The following is a 17,727-nucleotide window of genomic DNA, read 5'->3' as shown; positions in this document are numbered from 1 at the left end:
TCCCCCGTCCAGCCAGGGCTTTTTCATGCCCCGGAAAAGTGGTGCACGCCGAGGTGCCCGGGGCCCCGGCAGCGGCTGAAATGGGCGTAGGGAAAGCCCCGGAAGTCGACCGCCCGGCGAGGAGCTCCGCGTCATGACCAAAGCGATCAAACTCCTGACCGCCCTGCCCCCGCCCCAGCGGCAGCGCCTGATGGCGCTCGCCCGGGAGGTGTCCTTCCCCGAGGACGCCCGGATCTTCGAGGCGGGTGGCACGGCCGACCGCTTCTGGGTCATCCGCTCCGGCGCGGTCTCCCTGGACCAGCAGGTGAACTCGCTCCAGCGGGCGACCGTGGCCAGCCTCGGCGCGGGCGACCTGCTCGGCTGGTCCTGGCTGTTCCCGCCGTACACCTGGGACTTCGGCGCGCAGGCGTTCAGTCCGGTACGGGCCTACGAGTTCGACGCGGCGGCCGTGCTGCGGCTGTGCGAGGAGGATCCGCAGCTCGGGCTGGTGCTGGTGCGCAACGTCGCCGAGGTGCTCGCGCACCGGCTGGAGATGACCCGGGGCAAGCTGATGGAGCAGTACACGCTGCACCGGCGGGGCTCCCTGTGAGACGTCAGACGCGGTAGCGCCGCAGCGCCGGTACGGCGCCGGCCAGGACCAGCATCACGGCGACGACCAGCAGCCCGCCGCCCGCGACGGCGGTCCGGGGGCCGAAGGCGGAGCCCGCGGTGCCGTGCAGTACGTCGGCCAGGCGCGGGCCGCCCGCCACGACGACGGTGAAGACGCCCTGCATGCGCCCGCGCATCTCGTCGGTCGCGGCGGACAGCAGGATCGCCCCGCGGAAGACCATCGACACCATGTCGGCCACCCCTGCCGCGGCCAGGAAGGCCACGCCCACCCAGAGATTGCGGCTCAGCCCGAAGCCCGTGATGGCAACGCCCCAGACGACGACCGCCCCGATGACCATCCAGCCGTGCCGGCGGGCCCGGGAGAAGGTGCCGGAGAACAGCCCGCCGAGCACGGCACCGATGGGGATCGCCGCGAACAGCAGACCCAGCGCGAGCCCCTCGCCGTACGGCGCGTAGGTCTGGGCGGCGAGCTGCGGGAACAGGGCCCGGGGCATGCCGAGGACCATGGCGATGATGTCGGCGAGGAAGGACAGCAGCAGCACGGCGTGCCCGGAGATGTAGCGGAAGCCGGCGGCGATCTCCTTCACGCCCGCGCGGCGCACCGCCGTGCCGGCCAGGGGCGGCAGCGAGGGCAGCCGGTACACCGCCCACACCGTGACGCACAGGGCGAGGGCGTCGATGAGGTACAGCTCGGGCAGTCCGATGACGGGGATGAGCGCGCCGGCGAGCAGGGGGCCCGCCACCTGGCCGGTCTGCATCACGGTCGAACCGAGGGCGTTCGCGGCGGGCAGTTCGCCCTCGGGGACGAGGCGGGCGATGGAGGCGTTGCGGGCCGGTGCGTTCAGGCCCCAGAAGGCCTGCTGCACGGCGAGCAGCACCATGAGCGCGGCCACCGACTCCAGGCCGGTGAAGGCCTGCAGCCAGAACAGCAGCGAGGTGACGGCGATGCCGCTGTTGGTGATCAGCAGCAGCTTGCGCCGGTCCATGCTGTCGGCGATCGCCCCGCCCCACAGCGCGAACACGATCAGCGGCACCAGACCGGCCAGGCTCGCGGCGCCGACCCACGCCGAGGAGCCGGTGATGTCGTAGATCTGCTTGGGCACGGCGACGGCGGTGAGCTGGCTGCCGACGGCGGTGACGACGGTCGAGCCCCACAGCCGCCGGTAGGCGGGGCGGCGCAGGGGGCGGGTGTCCATGGCCCAGCGCCGCCAGCCGCGCCGCGGTGGGGTCTTCGGCGCCGGGTCCCGCTCGTCCGTCGTGCTCTCGCTCGTGTCCACTCGCCGCTTCCTGGATGTCCGCTCCACCGACCGGGCCGTGGATCACTATCGCACCGGCCGCCGGGCACCGGATCGCCGAGGTCTCAGCTTCCGGCGATGAGCACGGCACCGAGCACGATCATGGTGGCGGCGACCAGGCCGTCCAGGACCCGCCAGGCGGCGGGCTTGGCGAGGAAGCGGCCGAGCAGCCGGGCACCGAAGCCGAGGGCGGCGAACCAGCACAGACTGGCCAGCACGGCGCCGAGGCCGAACGTCCAGCGCAGCGGGCCGTGGTCGGCGGCGACGGAGCCGAGCAGGAACACGGTGTCGAGGTAGACGTGCGGGTTGAGCCAGGTCATCGCCAGGCAGGTCAGCACGGCCCGGCGGCGCGACCCGGCCGCCTCCCCGTCCGTCCGCAGCGCGCCGCCGTCCGCCCGGAACACTCGCCGGGCGGCCAGGGCGCCGTAGCACAGCAGGAAAGCGCCGCCGATCCAGCCGATCGCGGTGAGCGCGCCCGGCCATGCCACCACCACCGCGCCGACGCCGCCGACGCCGAGCGCGATGAGGGCGGCGTCGGACAGTGCGCAGATGCCGACGACGGCGAGGACGGCGTCGCGGCGGATCCCCTGGCGCAGGACGAAGGCGTTCTGGGCGCCGATGGCGACGATGAGGGACAAGCCGGTGCCGAATCCCGCGGCTGCGGCGGTGAAAGCGCTGGTCATGGCCGTGACGCTACGGACCGGCCGGTCTGAGGTACAGCTAAAGATTCTTACGTATCGTTAGCAGATATGATGACGGATCTTCCTCTGGACCAGGTACGGACCCTGCTCGCGGTCGTGGACGAGGGGACGTTCGACGCGGCGGCGGCCGCGCTGCATGTGACGCCGTCGGCGATCAGTCAGCGTGTGAAGGCGCTGGAGCAGCGCACCGGGCGGGTGCTGCTGCTGCGGACCAAGCCGGTGCGGCCGACGGAGTCGGGCGAGGTGCTCGTGCGGCTGGCCCGGCAGGTGGCGCGGCTGGAGCGCGACGCGTACGCGGAGCTCGGGCTGAGCGGCACCGGGGAGCCGACCCGGGTGTCGGTGGCGGTGAACGCGGACTCGCTGGCCACCTGGTTCCTCCGGGTGCTCGCGCGGGTGCCGGAGGAGCTGCGGCTCTACTTCGAACTGCGCCGGGAGGACGAGGACCACACGGCGGCGCTGCTGCGGGAGGGGGCGGTGATGGCCGCGGTGACCTCGTCACCGGACCCCGTGCCGGGCTGTTCCGTCCGGTCGCTGGGGCGGATGCGCTACCTCCCCGTGGCCGCGCCCGGCTTCGCCGCGCGCCACCTCGACGGACCCCTGGAACAGGTGCTCTGCGACCTGCCCACGGTGGCCTTCGACCGCCGGGACGACTTCCAGGACGGCTTCGTGCGCCGGCTCACCCGCGGACGGAGCAGCGCGAGCGCGCTGCGGCACTACGTGCCGGCCTCGGAGGGTTTCGTCGAGGCCGTGGCGGCCGGACTGGGCTGGGGCCTGGTGCCCGAGGCCCAGGCGGAGCCGCTGCTGCGCGCCGGGCGGCTGGTCGGGCTCGCCCCGGGCCGGACGGTGGACGTGCCGCTGTACTGGCAGCAGTGGAAGCTCGACTCGCCCGCGCTGGCGCAGGTGGCGGAGGCGGTGACGGCCGCCGCGGCGGAGGCGCTGCGGGTGTGACGCCCTACTCCCCCAGGACGCCGTCCAGTTGGGCCGCCGCGCTGTCCGACAGCATCCACCACGTCGTCGGCAACCAGTGATCCTCGGGCACGGGCGTGCGGTGAGCGGTTCCGGGGCGGCGCTGTTTCACCAGGCGTCGACAGGTGACCCGAAACGGAGCAATCATCCGAACGGGCACGTTTCTACTGCGATCGCAGGTGACTTCGATGGACAACTGGCGAGACCACGCTGCCTGCCGGCACGAGGACCCCGAGCTCTTCTTCCCGATCGGCACCTCCGGCCCGGCCCTCCTTCAGACGGAGCAGGCCAAGGCGGTGTGCCGGCGCTGCCCCGTCCAGGAGCAGTGCTTGCAGTGGGCGCTGGACACGGGGCAGTCCATCGGTGTGTGGGGCGGGACAAGCGAGACGGAACGGCGTGCGCTGAAGCGGCGGACGGCGGCCCGGCGCCGCTCCGGCTGACGCCCTCCCACCACCCTCCCCTGGGGGATTCAGCTGCGGCGCAGCGGCCCCCAGGGGTTCTCCTGCCGGGACACCTCCGCCTTCGCCTCGTCGATGACCCGCTGGTCGATCCAGCACATCGGCCGGGCGTCGGTGACCAGCGGTTCGTTGTCGGGTCCGCGAGAGGTCTCCTGGCCCGCGAGCACCCAGGCCCGCACACCGCGCCCCTTCTCGTGCGGCAGATGGGCGTAGTCGTGCAGACGACGCGCCACCCACACCCGGACGGGACGCTCCTCCCACCAGTCCTCGACGTCGAGCGGGTTGGCGGACAGGCCCGGCATGGGCACGCCCGTCAGATCGTCGGTGCTGGACACGTCGCGGAGGTCGGTCCCGGGGCCGCGCGACCAGCGGACGTACAGGCCTTGGTGCCGTTCGACCAGCTCGGTGAGCTCGGCGAGTGTGCGCACGACCGGCAGGTCGTCCGATCCACTCATGTCGTGACCTCCTCCCTCGACGCCGTCAGGCGGACGGAGTACCCGCCCGGCGCGGGCGGAATCGGCCCTTCGGCGGTGCCGGGGGCGCCGGCCGCCGGTCAGGGTCACGCCCGCCGACCGGCCGTGGCCGCGGGGTCTGGCGAAGGACGCGGCCGGGGTGGACGAGTGGCACAAGGCGATCACCCCGTCGACGGAGCTGCGCCGCTGGTACCACGCGGGCGAGGGCTCGTACGAGGAGTTCGCCGGGCGGTACGAGGCGGAGCTCGCCGACGGCGAGGCGGCCGGGCTCCTCGGCCACGTCCGCGACCTGGTCCGCACGGGCGATGTGACGCCGCTGACCGCGTCGAAGACGCCGGAACGGAGCCGCGCCGCCGTACCGGCCCGCCCCGCCCGGAGCTGAGAGGCGGGCCGTGCGGGCACGGTCAGGCGGTCTGCTTCGCCGCCGCCCGGCCCGCCGCCCGGCCCGAGAAGAGGCAGCCGCCGAGGAAGGTGCCCTCCAGCGCGTTGTAGCCGTGGACTCCGCCGCCGCCGAATCCGGCGACCTCTCCGGCCGCGTACAGCCCCTCGATCGGCTTGCCGTCGGTCCCGAGGGCGCGCGAGTCGAGGTCGGTCTGGATGCCGCCGAGCGTCTTGCGGGTCAGGATGTGCAGCTTGACGCCGATGAGGGGGCCGGCCGCCGGGTCGAGGATGCGGTGCGGGGTGGCGACCCGGCCGAGGCGGTCGCCGATGTAGCGGCGGGCGTTGCGGATGCCCTGCACCTGGGCGTCCTTGGCGTAGGGGTTGGCGATCTGCAGGTCGCGGGCCTCGATCTGCCGTTTGATCCCGGCCGCGTCGAGGAGCGGCTTGTCGGTGAGCTCGTTCATCTTCTCGACGAGCTGTTCGACACTGGGCGCGGTCACGAAGTCGGCGCCCTTGCGCAGGAACGCGTCGACCGGTCCGGGCGCGCCCTTGCCGAAGATGCGTTCCTTCAGGAACCCGGCACGGTCCTTGGCCGTGATGTCGGGGTTCTGCTCGGAGCCCGAGAGCGCGAACTCCTTCTCGATGATCTTCTGCGTGAGGATGAACCAGGAGTGGTCGTAGCCCGCGATGTCCTCGGTGGTGCGCAGGTGCTTCAGGGTGCCGAGGGTGTCGTAGCCGGGCAGGTACGGCCCGGGCAGGCGGCGGCCGAGGGCGTCGAACCACATCGAGGACGGTCCGGGCAGGATGCGGATGCCGTGGCCGGGCCAGATCGGGTCCCAGTTCTGCAGGCCCTCGGTGTAGTGCCACATGCGGTCCCGGTTGACCAGGCGTACGCCCGCCTCGGCGCTGATGTCGAGCATCCGTCCGTCGACGTAGGCCGGTACGCCGGTGACCATCTGCTTCGGCGGGGTGCCGAGGCGCTCGGGCCAGTGGCGGCGGACCATGTCGTGGTTGGCGCCGATGCCGCCGCTGGTGACGACGACGGCCTGGGCGGTGAGTTCGAACTCGCCTATGGCGTCTCGGCTGGAGGCGACGCCGCGGGGTGAGGTGTCCTCGGCCAGGACCGTGCCGCGCACGCCGCGGGCGCTGCCGTCCTCGACGACGAGTTCGTCGACGCGGTGACGGTGGTGGAAGGTGAGCAGTCCGTCGCGCGCGGCCTGCTTGGCATAGCGGACGAAGGGTTCCACCACGCCGGTGCCGGTGCCCCAGGCGATGTGGAAACGGGGCACGGTGTTGCCGTGCCCGTGCGCCGTGAGGTCGCCGCGCTCGGCCCAGCCGACGGTGGGCAGGAACGTGATGCCGTGCCCGTTCAGCCAGGACCGCTTCTCCCCCGCGGCGAACTCGACGTAGGCGCGCGCCCAGCGCACGGCCCAGGAGTCCTCGTCCTCCAGCCGGTCGAAGCCGGCGCTGCCCCGCCAGTCGCTCCAGGCCAGGTCGAAGGAGTCCTTGATGCCCAGGCGCCGCTGCTCCGGCGAGTCGACGAGGAACAGCCCGCCGAAGGACCAGAAGGCCTGTCCGCCGAGGTCGGCGGCGTTCTCCTGGTCGACGAGGGCGACCCTCCTGCCCCTGCTGGTCAGTTCGTGTGCCGCGACCAGGCCTGCGAGGCCCGCTCCGACGACGATGACGTCGGCATCCATGGCGACCGTTCCCTTCTTCAGTTCCGCGTGGGGTCGGGGGTGCCGCTGCCGTCGGTCAGCAGGGCCGTGAGCAGTTGCTTCAGCCAGGCGCGGGCGTGTTCGACGTCCCGGTCCAGCAGCAGTTGCGCGGTGACGCCGTCGTAGGCCGCGACCACGGCGTGGGCGGCGCTGTCCGTGTCACCCAGGACGGCGGGCAGTGCGGTGTGCCCGCGGGCGCGGGCGAGCCGGTCGGCGACGGCCTGCCGCAGCCGCGCGCGGTGCTCCAGCAGGCTCCGCGCGACGTCCGGGTCGCGGGCGGCGTGCACCAGGAAGTCCGTCTTCACCAGGAGCCAGTCCCGGTCCAGGAGCAGCACGTCGGTGACGCGGTCCACGGCGGCGGGCACGTCGAGGCCGGGCCCGTCGAGGGCGAGGGCCCCGGAGACCTGCTCCGCGATGAGGTCGGCCCGCTCCTGGTAGAGGGCGAAGAACAGCTCGTCGAGGCTGGAGAAGTTGGAGTAGAAGGCGCCCCTGCTGTACCCGGCGGCCTCGCAGATCTCCTCGATGGAGACGTGCCCGAAGCCCTTGGCCGCGAACACGGAGAACGCCGCGTCCAGGAGGTTGGCGCGGGTGCGGACCCTGCGCCTGGTCACCCGCCCGGTCGGTCCTTCCACGGCCATGTCCCGCCCTCCTTTCGATACGGAAATGTATTCGATACATCGATGTATCGAAAGGCCTGGCAGGCCCGAAGAGCAAGGAATTTTATGGAACACGCATTCGATTACGGGGTATTCTGAGTCCATGCACCTCCAGGGCTCCCTCTTCGACCAGACCGACGAGCTGCGCCTCGGGCCTCTCGACGGGATCAGCCGTACGCACCTCGGTTTCGGCGCCTGGCTCGACGTCCTGCCCGGGTGGCTGAGCGGTTCCGACGCGCTGTTCGAACAGCTGGCCGCCGAGGTGCCGTGGCGGGCGGAGCGGCGCACGATGTACGACCACGTCGTCGACGTCCCCCGGCTGCTCGCGTTCTACGGCGCCGAGGACCCGTTGCCGCACCCGGTCCTGACCGAGGCGCGCGACGCCCTGAGCGCCCACTACGGCGAGGAACTGGGCGAGCCGTTCACCACGGCCGGGCTGTGCTACTACCGCGACGGCCGGGACAGCGTGGCCTGGCACGGCGACCGGATCGGCCGCGGGGCGCGCGAGGACACGATGGTCGCGATCCTGTCCGTGGGAGCACCCCGGGACCTGCTGCTGCGGCCGATGCGGGGCGGGCGCGACACCGTGCGCCGGCCGCTGGGCCACGGCGATCTGATCGTGATGGGCGGCTCCTGCCAGCGCACCTGGGAGCACTCCATACCCAAGAGCACGCGCGCGACGGAGCCGCGCATCAGCATCCAGTTCCGGCCGCACGGCGTGCAGTGAACCCGCGAACCCCCCGGTCACACGGGCCCGTTGGGGTGGACCCGGCGGTTCCGCCCGATGTGGGGTCTGCTTTCCTTCTCTCGACGGACCGGGACCACTCGACACGGGGCGATCATGCGGACAGACGTACACCACGTCGCGGACGGCACCTACCTGGTGCACGGCTCCCACACCAACTGGGTGATCCTCACGGAGGGGGACGCCGTCACCCTGGTCGACACGGGTTACCCCGGCGACCGGGAACAGCTCCTCGCCTCCCTCGCCGAGGTGGGCAGTTCCCCGGAGGCGGTGGCGGCCGTGCTGATCACACACGCGCACAACGACCACCTGGGTTCCGCCGAGTACCTGCGTGCCACGTACGGCACGCCCGTGTACCTGCACGAGGCCGAAGTGCCGCACGCGCGCCGGGAGTTCCTGCACCAGGTGTCCCTCGGGACGGTACTGAGGAACGGCTGGCGCCCCGGGGTGCTGCCGTGGGCCGTGCACGCGCTGCGCGCCGGCGGCACGATCCACAACCCCGTCACCGCCCCCGAGCCGTTCCCGGCGGCGGGCCCCCTGGACCTGCCCGGGCGGCCCGTGCCGGTGCACACGCCCGGCCACACCGACGGGCACTGCGCCTACCACGTACCGGGCACCGGAGCGCTGATCTCCGGGGACGCCCTGGTCAGCGGGCACGCCACCTCGCGGGTCGAGGGGCCGCAGCTGCTGCCGGACATGTTCCACCACGAGCGCCCGCGTGCCGTGGCCTCCCTGGACGTCCTGGCGGAGCTGGAGGGCGAGCTGCTGCTGCCCGGGCACGGCCCGGTCCACCGCGGTCCGTTGCGGGACGCCGCCGAGCGGGCCCGGGAACGCGCCCTCTAATCTGAGGTGACGATCAGCGGCGAGACAAGGACACCCGGCGCATGGCACTTCAGATCAGCGCGACCAACCCGGAGCATCCCGCGCTTCTGCTGGAACTGCCGTGGGATGTTCCCCTGGAGGAGTGGCCGCAGGAGTACCTCGTGCCGCTGCCGCGCGGCATCTCCCGGCACGTGGTGCGCTACTCCCGGGCCGGCGACGAGGTGATCGCCGTCAAGGAGCTGGCCGAGCGGCCCGCGCAGCGCGAGTACGGGCTGTTGCGCGACCTGGACCGGATCGGCATCCCGGCGGTGGACCCGCTGGCCGTGGTCACCGGCCGCACCGCCGCGGACGGCACCCCGCTGGAGAGCGTGCTGATCACCCGGCACCTGGGCGGCTCGATGCCGTACCGCTCGATGTTCGAGACGACCATGCGCCCGGCCACCATGCACCGGCTGATGGACGCGCTCGCCGTGCTCCTGGTGCGGCTGCACCTGGCCGGGTTCGCCTGGGGCGACTGCTCGCTGTCCAACACCCTCTTCCGGCGCGACGCGGGCGCCTACGCCGCGTATCTGGTGGACGCCGAGACCGGTGACCTGCATCCGCAGCTCAGCTCCGGGCAGCGCGAGTACGACCTGGACCTGGCCCGTGTGAACATCAGCGGGGAGCTGCTGGACCTGGAGGCGTCCGGGGCGCTGCACCCGTCGGTGGACCCGGTCGAGTTCGGCATGGAGATCTGCGCCCGCTACCGCGGCCTGTGGGACGAGCTGACCCGCACCTCCGTCTACCCGGCCGGCAAGCACCACTACATCGAACGCCGGATCCGCCGGCTGAACGACCTCGGCTTCGACGTCGCCGAGATGCAGATCGAGCACGCCTCGAACGGCGACTCGGTCACCTTCGTGCCCAAGGTCGTCGACGCGGGCCACCACCAGCGCCAGCTGCTGCGCCTGACCGGGCTCGACGCCGAGGAGAACCAGGCCCGGCGGCTGCTGAACGACCTGGAGAGCTGGATGGCGACCCAGGACGACTACGCCCCGGGCGATCCCCTGGGCGCCCGTCCGGAGGTCCTGGCCCACCGCTGGGTGCGGGAGGTGTTCCGGCCGACCGTGCGGGCGGTGCCGCCCGACCTGCGCGGCTCCATGGACCCGGCGGAGATCTACCACCAGCTCCTCGAACACCGCTGGTACCTGTCCGAGCGGGCCCAGCACGACATCGGCATCGACACGGCGGTCGAGGACTACATCAAGAACATCCTCCCCAAGGCCCGCAAGACGCTCCAGCCGACGGCGGACTGAGCCGCCCGCGCGCTCACGCGTGCGGGACCACGGCGACCGGGCAGTCCGCGTGGTGCAGCACCCCGTGCGCCACCGAGCCGATGCGGGCGCCGACGGCCGTACGGTGGGCCCGTCGGCCGACGACCATCAGCTGGGCCGTCCCGGCCACCGACAGCAGCACCTGGCCGGCGCTGCCCATCTCCACGTGCTCCTCCACCGGCACGCCGGGGAACCGCTCCCGCCACGGCCGCACCGCGGCGGCCAGGGCCCTCTTCTCGTACGGCTCCAGTCCCCCGGCCTCGTCGAGGAGCTTCAGCGAGCCGGGGCTGTAGGCGAAGACGGGCGGCAGGGTCCAGGCCCGTACGACCCGCACGGTCGCCCCGCGCACGGCCGCCGTCTCGAACGCGAACCGCAGCAGGTCGGCGCTGTCCTCCTCGTCGCCCTGCTGGCCCACCACGATCTCCCGCCCGGCGGCCTCGGCCGAGGGCTGGTCACCGGCCCGGACGAGCACGACGGGCCGGGTGGCCTCGGCGATGACCTGCTGGCCGACCGAGCCGAGCAGGAAACCCACGACCGGCCCGTGCCCGCGCGAGCCGAGCACCAGCAGCTCGGCGCCGGCAGCGGCGGCGACCAGGGTGTCGACGACCGGGCCCTCCACGACGTCGGTGGTCACCTCCAGGTCCGGGTGCCGTTCGGTGACGGTCCCGACCGCCTCGGTCAGCGCGCTGTGCGCCCACTGCGCCTGGCTGTCCGCGTCCCCGGTGATCCCCGCTTCGAGCGCCTCGTGCCGCTGGAACCGCCAGGCGTGCACCACCCGCAGCGGCCGGTCGCGCCGCACCGCCTCGCGGGCCGCCCAGGCGAGGGCCGCGAGGCTCTCCTGCGATCCGTCGACCCCTGCGGTGATCGGGCGTGTCATCCGGCTGCCTCCTTGTGAAAATGTCACTGCGATGCTGATCAGTCTTCACTACCCTGCCCGCATGACCTTGGAGTGGGAGCAGGTGACGCCGGCCGACCCGGAGGGCAACGAGTTCTGCGTGCCGGCGGCCCGCCGGGGCTGATCTCCGTATCGGAGCGCGGCTCGGCGATCGAACATACGATGGGCGGAGGTCGGCGCGGTGCCCGGGGCGCCGTGCCGTGAGTCGACCGCCCGGTGTGGGGGACGTATGGCACAGGCCGCCGACGCGGCGCGGACCGTCATCATGACCGTGGACGACGACCCGGGGGTCTCCCGGGCCGTGGCCCGGGACCTGAGGCGGCGGTACGGCGCGTCGTACCGGATCGTGCGCGCGGAGTCCGGCGCGTCCGCGCTCGACGCGCTGCGGGAGCTGAAGCTGCGCGGCGATCTCGTGGCCGTGATCCTGGCCGACTACCGGATGCCGCAGATGAACGGCATCGAGTTTCTCGAACAGGCCCTGGACGTCTATCCGGGTGCGCGACGGGTGCTGCTGACGGCGTACGCGGACACGAACGCGGCGATCGACGCGATCAACGTCGTCGACCTCGACCACTATCTGCTCAAGCCGTGGGACCCGCCCGAGGAGAAGCTCTACCCGGTCCTGGACGATCTGCTCCGGGCATGGCGCTCCAGCGACCACCGGCCCGTGCCCCATACCAAGGTCGTCGGGCACCGCTGGTCGGCGCGCTCCTCGGACGTGCGGGAGTTCCTGGCCCGCAACCAGGTGCCGTACCGCTGGTACTCCTCCGACGAGCCGGAGGGGCGGCGGCTGCTGGCCGCGGCCGGTGCGGACGGGATGCGGCTGCCGGTGGTGATCACGCCGGACGGGACACCGCTGATCGAGCCGGAGGCCGTGGACCTCGCCGCCCGGGTCGGGCTGGCGACGACGCCGACGGCCGACTTCTACGACCTGGTCGTGATCGGCGGAGGCCCGGCCGGTCTCGGCGCGGCGGTCTACGGCGCCTCCGAGGGACTGCGGACCGTGCTGGTGGAGCGGTCGGCGACCGGTGGGCAGGCAGGGCAGAGCTCCCGGATCGAGAACTACCTCGGCTTCCCCGACGGCGTGTCGGGAGCCCAGCTCACCGACCGGGCCCGGCGGCAGGCGACGAAGTTCGGCGCCGAGATCCTCACGGCGCGCGAGGTGACGGCGCTGGAGGTCAACGGCGCCGCCCGGATCGTACGGTTCTCGGACGGCTCGGCGGTCGCCGCGCACAGCGTGATCCTGGCGACCGGCGTCTCCTACCGGCAGTTGTCGGCGCCCGGCTGCGACGACCTGACCGGATGCGGGGTCTACTACGGGTCCGCCCTGACGGAGGCCCCCGCCTGCCAGGGACAGGACGTGTACATCGTCGGCGGCGCCAACTCCGCCGGGCAGGCGGCGATGTACCTGTCACGGGGTGCCAAGTCGGTGACGCTGCTGGTGCGCGGCGCGTCGCTGACGGCGTCGATGTCGCACTACCTGATCCAGCAGATCGAGGAGTCCCCCAACATCCAGGTACGCGCCCGCACGGTCGTCGAGCAAGCGCACGGCGACGGCCGCCTGGAGCGGCTGACGCTGCGGGACGTGGACACCGGCGAGACCGAACAGGTCGACGCGCAGTGGATGTTCGTGTTCATCGGCGCCGCCCCCCTGACCGACTGGCTCGACGGCACGGTGCTGCGCGACGAGCGCGGGTTCATCCTCTCCGGGCCCGACCTGACCCCCGACGGCCGCCCGCCGGAGGGCTGGGAGCTGGACCGGCCGCCGTACCACCTGGAGACCAATGTGCCCGGCGTGTTCGTGGCGGGGGACGCCCGCTCCGAGTCCGCCAAGCGGGTCGCGTCCGCCGTCGGAGAGGGAGCCATGGCCGTCATGCTCGTCCACCGTTATCTGGAGCAGTCGTGAGCGGCCGGCCCGCGCCGTGCGTCCCGCAGGAGATCGGCTCGCTGTTCCTGTTCGAGAAGCTCACGCCCGAGCAGCTGGGGCGGCTGTGCAGCGAGGGGCGGGTGGAGACGTTCGAGCCCGGCCCCGTCTACACCGAGGGAGACCCCGCCACCTGCTTCTACGTGCTGCTGGAGGGCACGGTCGTGCTGTACCGCCGGGTCGGCGGCGACGACGTGGAGGTGACCCGGACCTCCCAGCGCGGGGTGTACGCGGGGTCCATGCAGGCGTATCTGGGCGACCGGGTGCCGCAGGTCTACAACAACTCCATGCGCGTCACCGAGCCGACGCGGTTCTTCGTGCTGCCCGCCGACACCTTCGCCGGCATCATGCAGGACTGGTTCCCGATGGCGGTGCATCTGCTGGAGGGGCTCTTCTTCGGCACGAAGAACACCCAGCAGGCCATCGGGCAGCGCGAACGGCTGCTGGCGCTCGGCTCGTTGTCCGCCGGCCTCACCCACGAGCTCAACAACCCCGCGGCGGCGGCCGTACGGGCGACCGCGACGCTGCGGGAGCGGGTGGGCAAGATGCGGCACAAACTGGCGGTCATCGCCCAGGGTTCCTACTCCCCCGAAGTCATGGCGAACCTCATCGACATCCAGGAACGCACCGCCGAACGCGTCGCCAAGGCCCCCGCGCTCAGTCCGCTGGAGGCCTCCGACCGGGAGGACGCGCTCACCGACTGGCTCGACGACCACGGCATCCCGGACGGCTGGCGGATCGCGCCCGCCTTCGTCCAGGCCGGCCTCGACGAGGACTGGCTGGACCAGGTCGCGGCGGCGGTGGCCGAGGAGATCCTGCCGAGCGCGATCGGATGGCTCAACTACACGGTCGAGACCGAGCTGCTGATGGACGAGATCAATGACTCGACCAGCCGCATCTCGCATCTCGTCGACGCGGCCAAGCAGTACTCCCAGCTCGACCGGGCGCCCTTCCGATACGCCGATGTGCACGAACTCCTCGACAGCACGCTGCTGATGCTGTCGGGCAAGATCGGCCGGCAGATCAAGGTCGTCAAGGAGTACGACCGGACGCTGCCGACGATCCCCGCGTACCCGGCGGAGCTCAACCAGGTGTGGACGAACCTGGTCGACAACGCGGTCTCGGCGATGCGCAGCGCGGGCGGCGAAGGGACGCTGACCGTGCGGACCGCCCGGGACCACGACCGGCTGCTGGTGGAGTTCCGGGACACCGGCGTCGGCATCCCGGCACAGGACCGGGGGCGGATCTTCGACCCGTTCTTCACGACGAAGCCGGTGGGTGAGGGGACCGGGCTCGGGCTCGACATCTCCTGGCGGATCGTGGTCGACAAGCACCACGGGACGATCCAGGTGCAGTCGGAGCCGGGGGACACGCGGTTCCAGGTACTGCTTCCGCTGACAGCGGTCGAGGAGGAGTCGGCATGAGTGCCAAGAACGCGATCGACCCGAGTGTGCCGCCGAGCGGCAGCGGGTGCGCGGAGTGCGAGGCGGCAGGCGGCTGGTGGTTCCACCTGCGGCGGTGTGCGCGGTGCGGGCACGTGGGGTGTTGTGACAGTTCGCCCTCGCAGCACGCGACGGCCCATTTCAGGGAGTCGGGGCATCCGCTGGTCCAGAGCTTCGAGCCGGGTGAGGGCTGGTACTGGGACTACTCGACGAACGAGTTGTACGAGGCGGGGCCGGAACTGGCCGCGCCGGTGAGTCATCCTGCGGATCAGCCGGTGCCGGGGCCCGCGGGGCGGGTGCCGGATGATTGGGCGAGGGTTTTGCGGGCCTGAGAGCTCGGGGTTGCTGTTTGCCCCGCGCCCCTGAAAAGAGAAGGTTGGTCCTGTGCCGCAGGCTTCGTCTGTCACGCCCGTTGTCGGGAGGGAAGCCGAACTCGACCGGCTCTCAGGCGTGCTGGAACGCGCTCGTGCCGGTGAGGCGCGGGCCGTGCTGGTCGCCGGGGATGCCGGGGTGGGCAAGACCCGGCTGCTGGACGAGGTCGGTGGGCTGGCCGCCGACGCCGGCATGACCGTGGTCACCGGGCACTGTGTGGATCTCGGTGACGTCGGGCTGCCGTATCTGCCGTTCACCGAGATCCTGGGCGTGCTCGCCGCCGACGAGCGGTTCTCCGATGCCCTGGCCGCTCACCCGGTCGTCGAGCGGCTGCTGGGGGCCGGGACCGATTCCGCGCGGGACGTCGACGGGCGGTTGCGGCTGTTCGAGGGGATGGCGGGGCTGCTGGCCGAGGTGGCGGACCAGGCGCCGCTGCTGCTGGTGCTGGAGGATCTGCACTGGGCCGACCAGTCGTCGCGCGATCTGCTGCGGTTCCTCCTCGCCCGGGGCGTCCTGCGGCACCGGCTTGCGGTGTTCGCCTCGTACCGGGCGGACGACCTGCACCGGCGCCACCCGCTGCGGCCGCTGCTGGCTGAGCTGATACGGCTGCCCGCCGTGGAGCGGCTGGAGCTGCGGCCGCTGGGCGATTCCGACGTGGCCCGGCTGGTACGCCACCTCGAACGGCGTCCACTGGCGGACGCCACGGTGCGGCGGATCGTGGAGCGGGCCGAGGGGAACGCCTTCTACGCGGAGGAGTTGCTCGCGGCGACCGACACGGAGTCCGGCGGGGTGCCCAGCGGGCTGGCCGAGGTGCTGCTGATCCGTTTCGAGCAGCTGTCGGACACCGCGCAGCAAGTGCTGCGGACCGCGGCCGTCGCCGGGCGCCGGGTGGAGCACGAGTTGCTGCGGCAGGCGGTCGGGCTGCCCGAGGAGGAGCTGGAGTCGGCGCTGCGGGAGGCGGTGGGGCGGCAGTTGCTGGTCGCCGGGGACGACGACACGTACTCCTTCCGGCACGCCCTCGCCCGTGAGGCCGTCTACGCCGATCTGCTCCCCGGGGAGCGGGCGCGGCTGCACGGCGCGTTCGCCCGGCTGCTCGGTGCGCAGGGCCGGTCCGCGGAGAGCGCCGCCGAGCGTGCGCACCACTACCGTGAGAGCCACGACCTCGCCGAGGCGCTGGCCGCCTCCCTGGAGGCCGCCGATCATGCCCAGCGGGTCGGTGCGCCGGCCGAGGAGCACCGGCATCTGGAAGCGGCCCTCGACCTGTGGCCGGCGGTGGGTGCAAAGGCACGGCCCAAGGGCGCGGGCACCGACCGGGTGACGCTGACGCTGCGGGCCTCGGCGGCGGCCGCGCACGCCGGGGAGCTGCACCGGGCGGTCTCCCTCTCGCGGTCCGCGCTGTCGGAGCTGGGGCAGGACGCCGACTCCGAACTCGCCGCCCGGGTCCGCTACACCCTCGCCGGGAACCTGCTGAGCGTGGACAGCCTGACGGCGGCGTTCGCCTACAGCAGCGAGGCCCTGGCGATGATCCCCGAGGACCCTCCGTCGCCCACGTGGGTGTGGGCGGCGTCCACGCATGCCATGGCCGCGCGCCACGTCGGGGAGAACGAGACCGCGCTGCGGGTGGCCCGGCGGGCTCTGCGCGTGGCCGAGGAGCTGCGGGTGACCGACGCCCAGGCGGACCTGCTGGTCTCCCTGGCCGTCTTCGACGGAAGCGGGCGGCGCGGCTCCGAGGGCCGGGAGCGGTTGCTGAAGGCCCGGGAGCTGGCGCGGAGTTCGGGCAACGCGGCCGTGGAGCTGCGTGCCCTGTTCAACCTGGCGATGGGCTGCTACGAGTCCGGTGCCCTGGCGGAGTGCGTGCACTGGCTGACGGAGGGCCTGGACCGGGCCCGGCGGGCCGGGCTGCTGTCGTCGCCGTATCCGCTGGAGATGCGGTATCTGCGGCTGTTGGTGCTGCAGGTGCTGGGCCGCTGGGACGAGTGTGTGCGGGCGGCGGCCGCCGATGCCGAGGTGCTGCCGGCCGCCGGCGGGTACACGGTCGGTCCCGCGCTGTACGTCGCCCTGGCGCGGGGCGACATGACGGCCGCCGACCGGGCGCGTGCCCTGCTGGAGGGGCCCTTCGACTGGATGGCCGCCCTGGTCGCGGGCATCGTGCTCACCGACGCGGCGGGGCTGCGCAGCGACCCCGAGGACGCGGTGCGGTGGATGCGGTCCACGGTCACGGCCCTCGCCGACGAAGCGGTCCCCCGCCCGGGTGTCACGGTCCGGCTCGCCGCCCTGGCGCTGTCCGCGGTGGCCGACGCGGCCGGCGGGCTGCGGCTGACCGGCGACGAGGCGGGGATCCGCCGCTGGACGGACACCGCGACCGAACTGGTGGAACTGGCGCGGGCCACCGCCGCCCCCGCCGACGACGGCACTCCTCAGGGTCCCGAGGGGCAGGCATGGCTGGCCCGGGCGGAGGCGGAGTGGATCCGGGTGGTGTCGGGGCCGGACGCGGCGGCCTGGTCGGAGGCGGTGACGGCGTTCGGCTACGGCGACGTCTACGAGCAGGCGCGCTGCCGGCTGCGGTATGCCGAGGCCCTGGTGGCGGCCGGGCGTCGCGACGAGGCGGTGGCGCAGGCCCGAGCGGTCCGGGAGACAGCCGACGGCCTCGGCGCCGCGCCGCTGCGGGAGCAGGTCGACGCCCTGGTCCGGCGCGGCCGGCTGTCCGGCACACCGGCCACCGGCGACCGGGTCGGCATGCTCACCGCGCGCGAGCGGGAGGTGCTGCGGCTGCTCGCGCTCGGCCGCAGCAACCGGCAGATCGGTGAGGAACTGTTCATCAGCGGCAAGACGGCGAGCGTCCACGTCTCCAACATCCTGGCGAAGCTGGGCGCGTCGAGTCGCGGCGAGGCGGTGGCGATCGCCTACCGGGAGGGTCTGATCGCTCCCGAGCCGTCGGCGTCCGGCTGACCGGCCGGCCT

The 17,727-nt window shown here is 72.8% G+C and carries 16 protein-coding genes and 1 pseudogene; 11 read left to right on the top strand and 6 right to left on the bottom strand.

What is annotated here, in order from left to right; all coding sequences use genetic code 11:
• Positions 1 to 133 precede the first annotated feature (133 nt).
• Positions 134 to 589, top strand: coding sequence for a cyclic nucleotide-binding domain-containing protein (locus ACFZDA_RS36045; protein ID WP_391089801.1), 456 nt, complete (start codon positions 134 to 136; stop codon positions 587 to 589).
• A gap of 4 nt (positions 590 to 593) precedes the next feature.
• On the opposite strand, the gene ACFZDA_RS36040 is transcribed toward ACFZDA_RS36045, so the two are convergent.
• Positions 594 to 1,886 (bottom strand): MFS transporter, encoded by a 1,293-nt coding sequence (locus ACFZDA_RS36040; protein WP_391089799.1) that lies wholly within the window; start codon positions 1,884 to 1,886, stop codon positions 594 to 596.
• Positions 1,887 to 1,969: 83 nt separating this feature from the next.
• The gene (locus ACFZDA_RS36035) at positions 1,970 to 2,587 is read right to left on the bottom strand and encodes a LysE family transporter (protein WP_391089798.1); all 618 of its coding nucleotides are present in this window, start codon (positions 2,585 to 2,587) and stop codon (positions 1,970 to 1,972) included.
• 66 nt (positions 2,588 to 2,653) lie between these two features.
• On the opposite strand from ACFZDA_RS36035, the gene ACFZDA_RS36030 reads away from it, so the two are divergent.
• Together ACFZDA_RS36030 and ACFZDA_RS36025 are read left to right on the top strand one after the other, a co-directional pair.
• Positions 2,654 to 3,553, top strand: a complete 900-nt coding sequence (locus ACFZDA_RS36030; protein WP_391089796.1) for an ArgP/LysG family DNA-binding transcriptional regulator — start codon at positions 2,654 to 2,656, stop codon at positions 3,551 to 3,553.
• A 206-nt stretch (positions 3,554 to 3,759) separates the two neighbouring features.
• On the top strand, positions 3,760 to 4,011 hold the full coding sequence (locus tag ACFZDA_RS36025; RefSeq protein ID WP_307179501.1) for a WhiB family transcriptional regulator: 252 nt from the start codon (positions 3,760 to 3,762) through the stop codon (positions 4,009 to 4,011).
• 29 nt (positions 4,012 to 4,040) lie between these two features.
• On the opposite strand, the gene ACFZDA_RS36020 is transcribed toward ACFZDA_RS36025, so the two are convergent.
• Positions 4,041 to 4,484, bottom strand: coding sequence for a DUF6098 family protein (locus tag ACFZDA_RS36020; RefSeq protein ID WP_391089794.1), 444 nt, complete (start codon positions 4,482 to 4,484; stop codon positions 4,041 to 4,043).
• 115 nt (positions 4,485 to 4,599) lie between these two features.
• On the opposite strand from ACFZDA_RS36020, the pseudogene ACFZDA_RS36015 reads away from it, so the two are divergent.
• A pseudogene (locus ACFZDA_RS36015) lies at positions 4,600 to 4,884 on the top strand (DUF488 domain-containing protein); the annotation flags it as partial.
• 22 nt (positions 4,885 to 4,906) lie between these two features.
• Here the strand turns inward: ACFZDA_RS36015 and ACFZDA_RS36010 are convergent.
• Positions 4,907 to 6,580 carry an FAD-binding dehydrogenase gene (locus tag ACFZDA_RS36010; protein ID WP_391089792.1) on the bottom strand — a complete coding sequence of 558 codons (1,674 nt, stop codon included), beginning with the start codon at positions 6,578 to 6,580 and terminating at the stop codon, positions 4,907 to 4,909.
• 17 nt (positions 6,581 to 6,597) lie between these two features.
• Positions 6,598 to 7,236, bottom strand: a complete 639-nt coding sequence (locus ACFZDA_RS36005; RefSeq protein WP_391089790.1) for a TetR family transcriptional regulator — start codon at positions 7,234 to 7,236, stop codon at positions 6,598 to 6,600.
• Between the two features lie 121 nt (positions 7,237 to 7,357).
• Here ACFZDA_RS36005 and ACFZDA_RS36000 point away from each other — a divergent pair, with 121 nt between their 5' ends.
• The 3 genes from ACFZDA_RS36000 to ACFZDA_RS35990 all read left to right on the top strand — a co-directional run bounded on the left by ACFZDA_RS36000 (position 7,358) and on the right by ACFZDA_RS35990 (position 10,116).
• Positions 7,358 to 7,981 (top strand): alpha-ketoglutarate-dependent dioxygenase AlkB, encoded by a 624-nt coding sequence (locus ACFZDA_RS36000; RefSeq protein ID WP_391089788.1) that lies wholly within the window; start codon positions 7,358 to 7,360, stop codon positions 7,979 to 7,981.
• A 114-nt stretch (positions 7,982 to 8,095) separates the two neighbouring features.
• Positions 8,096 to 8,842, top strand: a complete 747-nt coding sequence (locus ACFZDA_RS35995) for an MBL fold metallo-hydrolase (protein WP_391089786.1) — start codon at positions 8,096 to 8,098, stop codon at positions 8,840 to 8,842.
• Between the two features lie 41 nt (positions 8,843 to 8,883).
• A complete protein-coding gene (locus tag ACFZDA_RS35990) occupies positions 8,884 to 10,116 on the top strand; it encodes a DUF4032 domain-containing protein (protein ID WP_391089784.1) in 1,233 nt (410 codons plus the stop codon).
• A 13-nt stretch (positions 10,117 to 10,129) separates the two neighbouring features.
• Here the strand turns inward: ACFZDA_RS35990 and ACFZDA_RS35985 are convergent, their stop codons facing one another.
• A complete protein-coding gene (locus ACFZDA_RS35985; RefSeq protein ID WP_391089782.1) occupies positions 10,130 to 11,011 on the bottom strand; it encodes a universal stress protein in 882 nt (293 codons plus the stop codon).
• Positions 11,012 to 11,258: 247 nt separating this feature from the next.
• On the opposite strand from ACFZDA_RS35985, the gene ACFZDA_RS35980 reads away from it, so the two are divergent.
• Genes ACFZDA_RS35980 through ACFZDA_RS35965 form a run of 4 tightly spaced genes read left to right on the top strand, consistent with a single transcriptional unit; the run spans position 11,259 to position 17,716 of the window.
• On the top strand, positions 11,259 to 12,935 hold the full coding sequence (locus ACFZDA_RS35980; protein ID WP_391089781.1) for an FAD-dependent oxidoreductase: 1,677 nt from the start codon (positions 11,259 to 11,261) through the stop codon (positions 12,933 to 12,935).
• A complete protein-coding gene (locus ACFZDA_RS35975; protein WP_391089779.1) occupies positions 12,932 to 14,377 on the top strand; it encodes an ATP-binding protein in 1,446 nt (481 codons plus the stop codon). Before ACFZDA_RS35980 ends, ACFZDA_RS35975 begins: the two co-directional genes overlap by 4 nt.
• Positions 14,374 to 14,727 carry a UBP-type zinc finger domain-containing protein gene (locus ACFZDA_RS35970; protein WP_391089777.1) on the top strand — a complete coding sequence of 118 codons (354 nt, stop codon included), beginning with the start codon at positions 14,374 to 14,376 and terminating at the stop codon, positions 14,725 to 14,727. The genes ACFZDA_RS35975 and ACFZDA_RS35970 overlap by 4 nt, the downstream gene beginning before the upstream one ends.
• A 52-nt stretch (positions 14,728 to 14,779) precedes the next feature.
• Entirely contained in the window at positions 14,780 to 17,716 is a 2,937-nt protein-coding gene (locus ACFZDA_RS35965) for an AAA family ATPase (RefSeq protein ID WP_391089775.1), read from the top strand.
• Positions 17,717 to 17,727: the final 11 nt, after the last annotated feature.

The sequence above is a fragment of the Streptomyces sp. NPDC007991 genome, from assembly GCF_042958445.1.
In the GTDB taxonomy this organism is placed as follows: domain Bacteria; phylum Actinomycetota; class Actinomycetes; order Streptomycetales; family Streptomycetaceae; genus Streptomyces.
The sequence above is the reverse complement of the archived record's forward strand: the minus strand, read 5'-3'. Positions and strand labels throughout refer to the sequence as shown.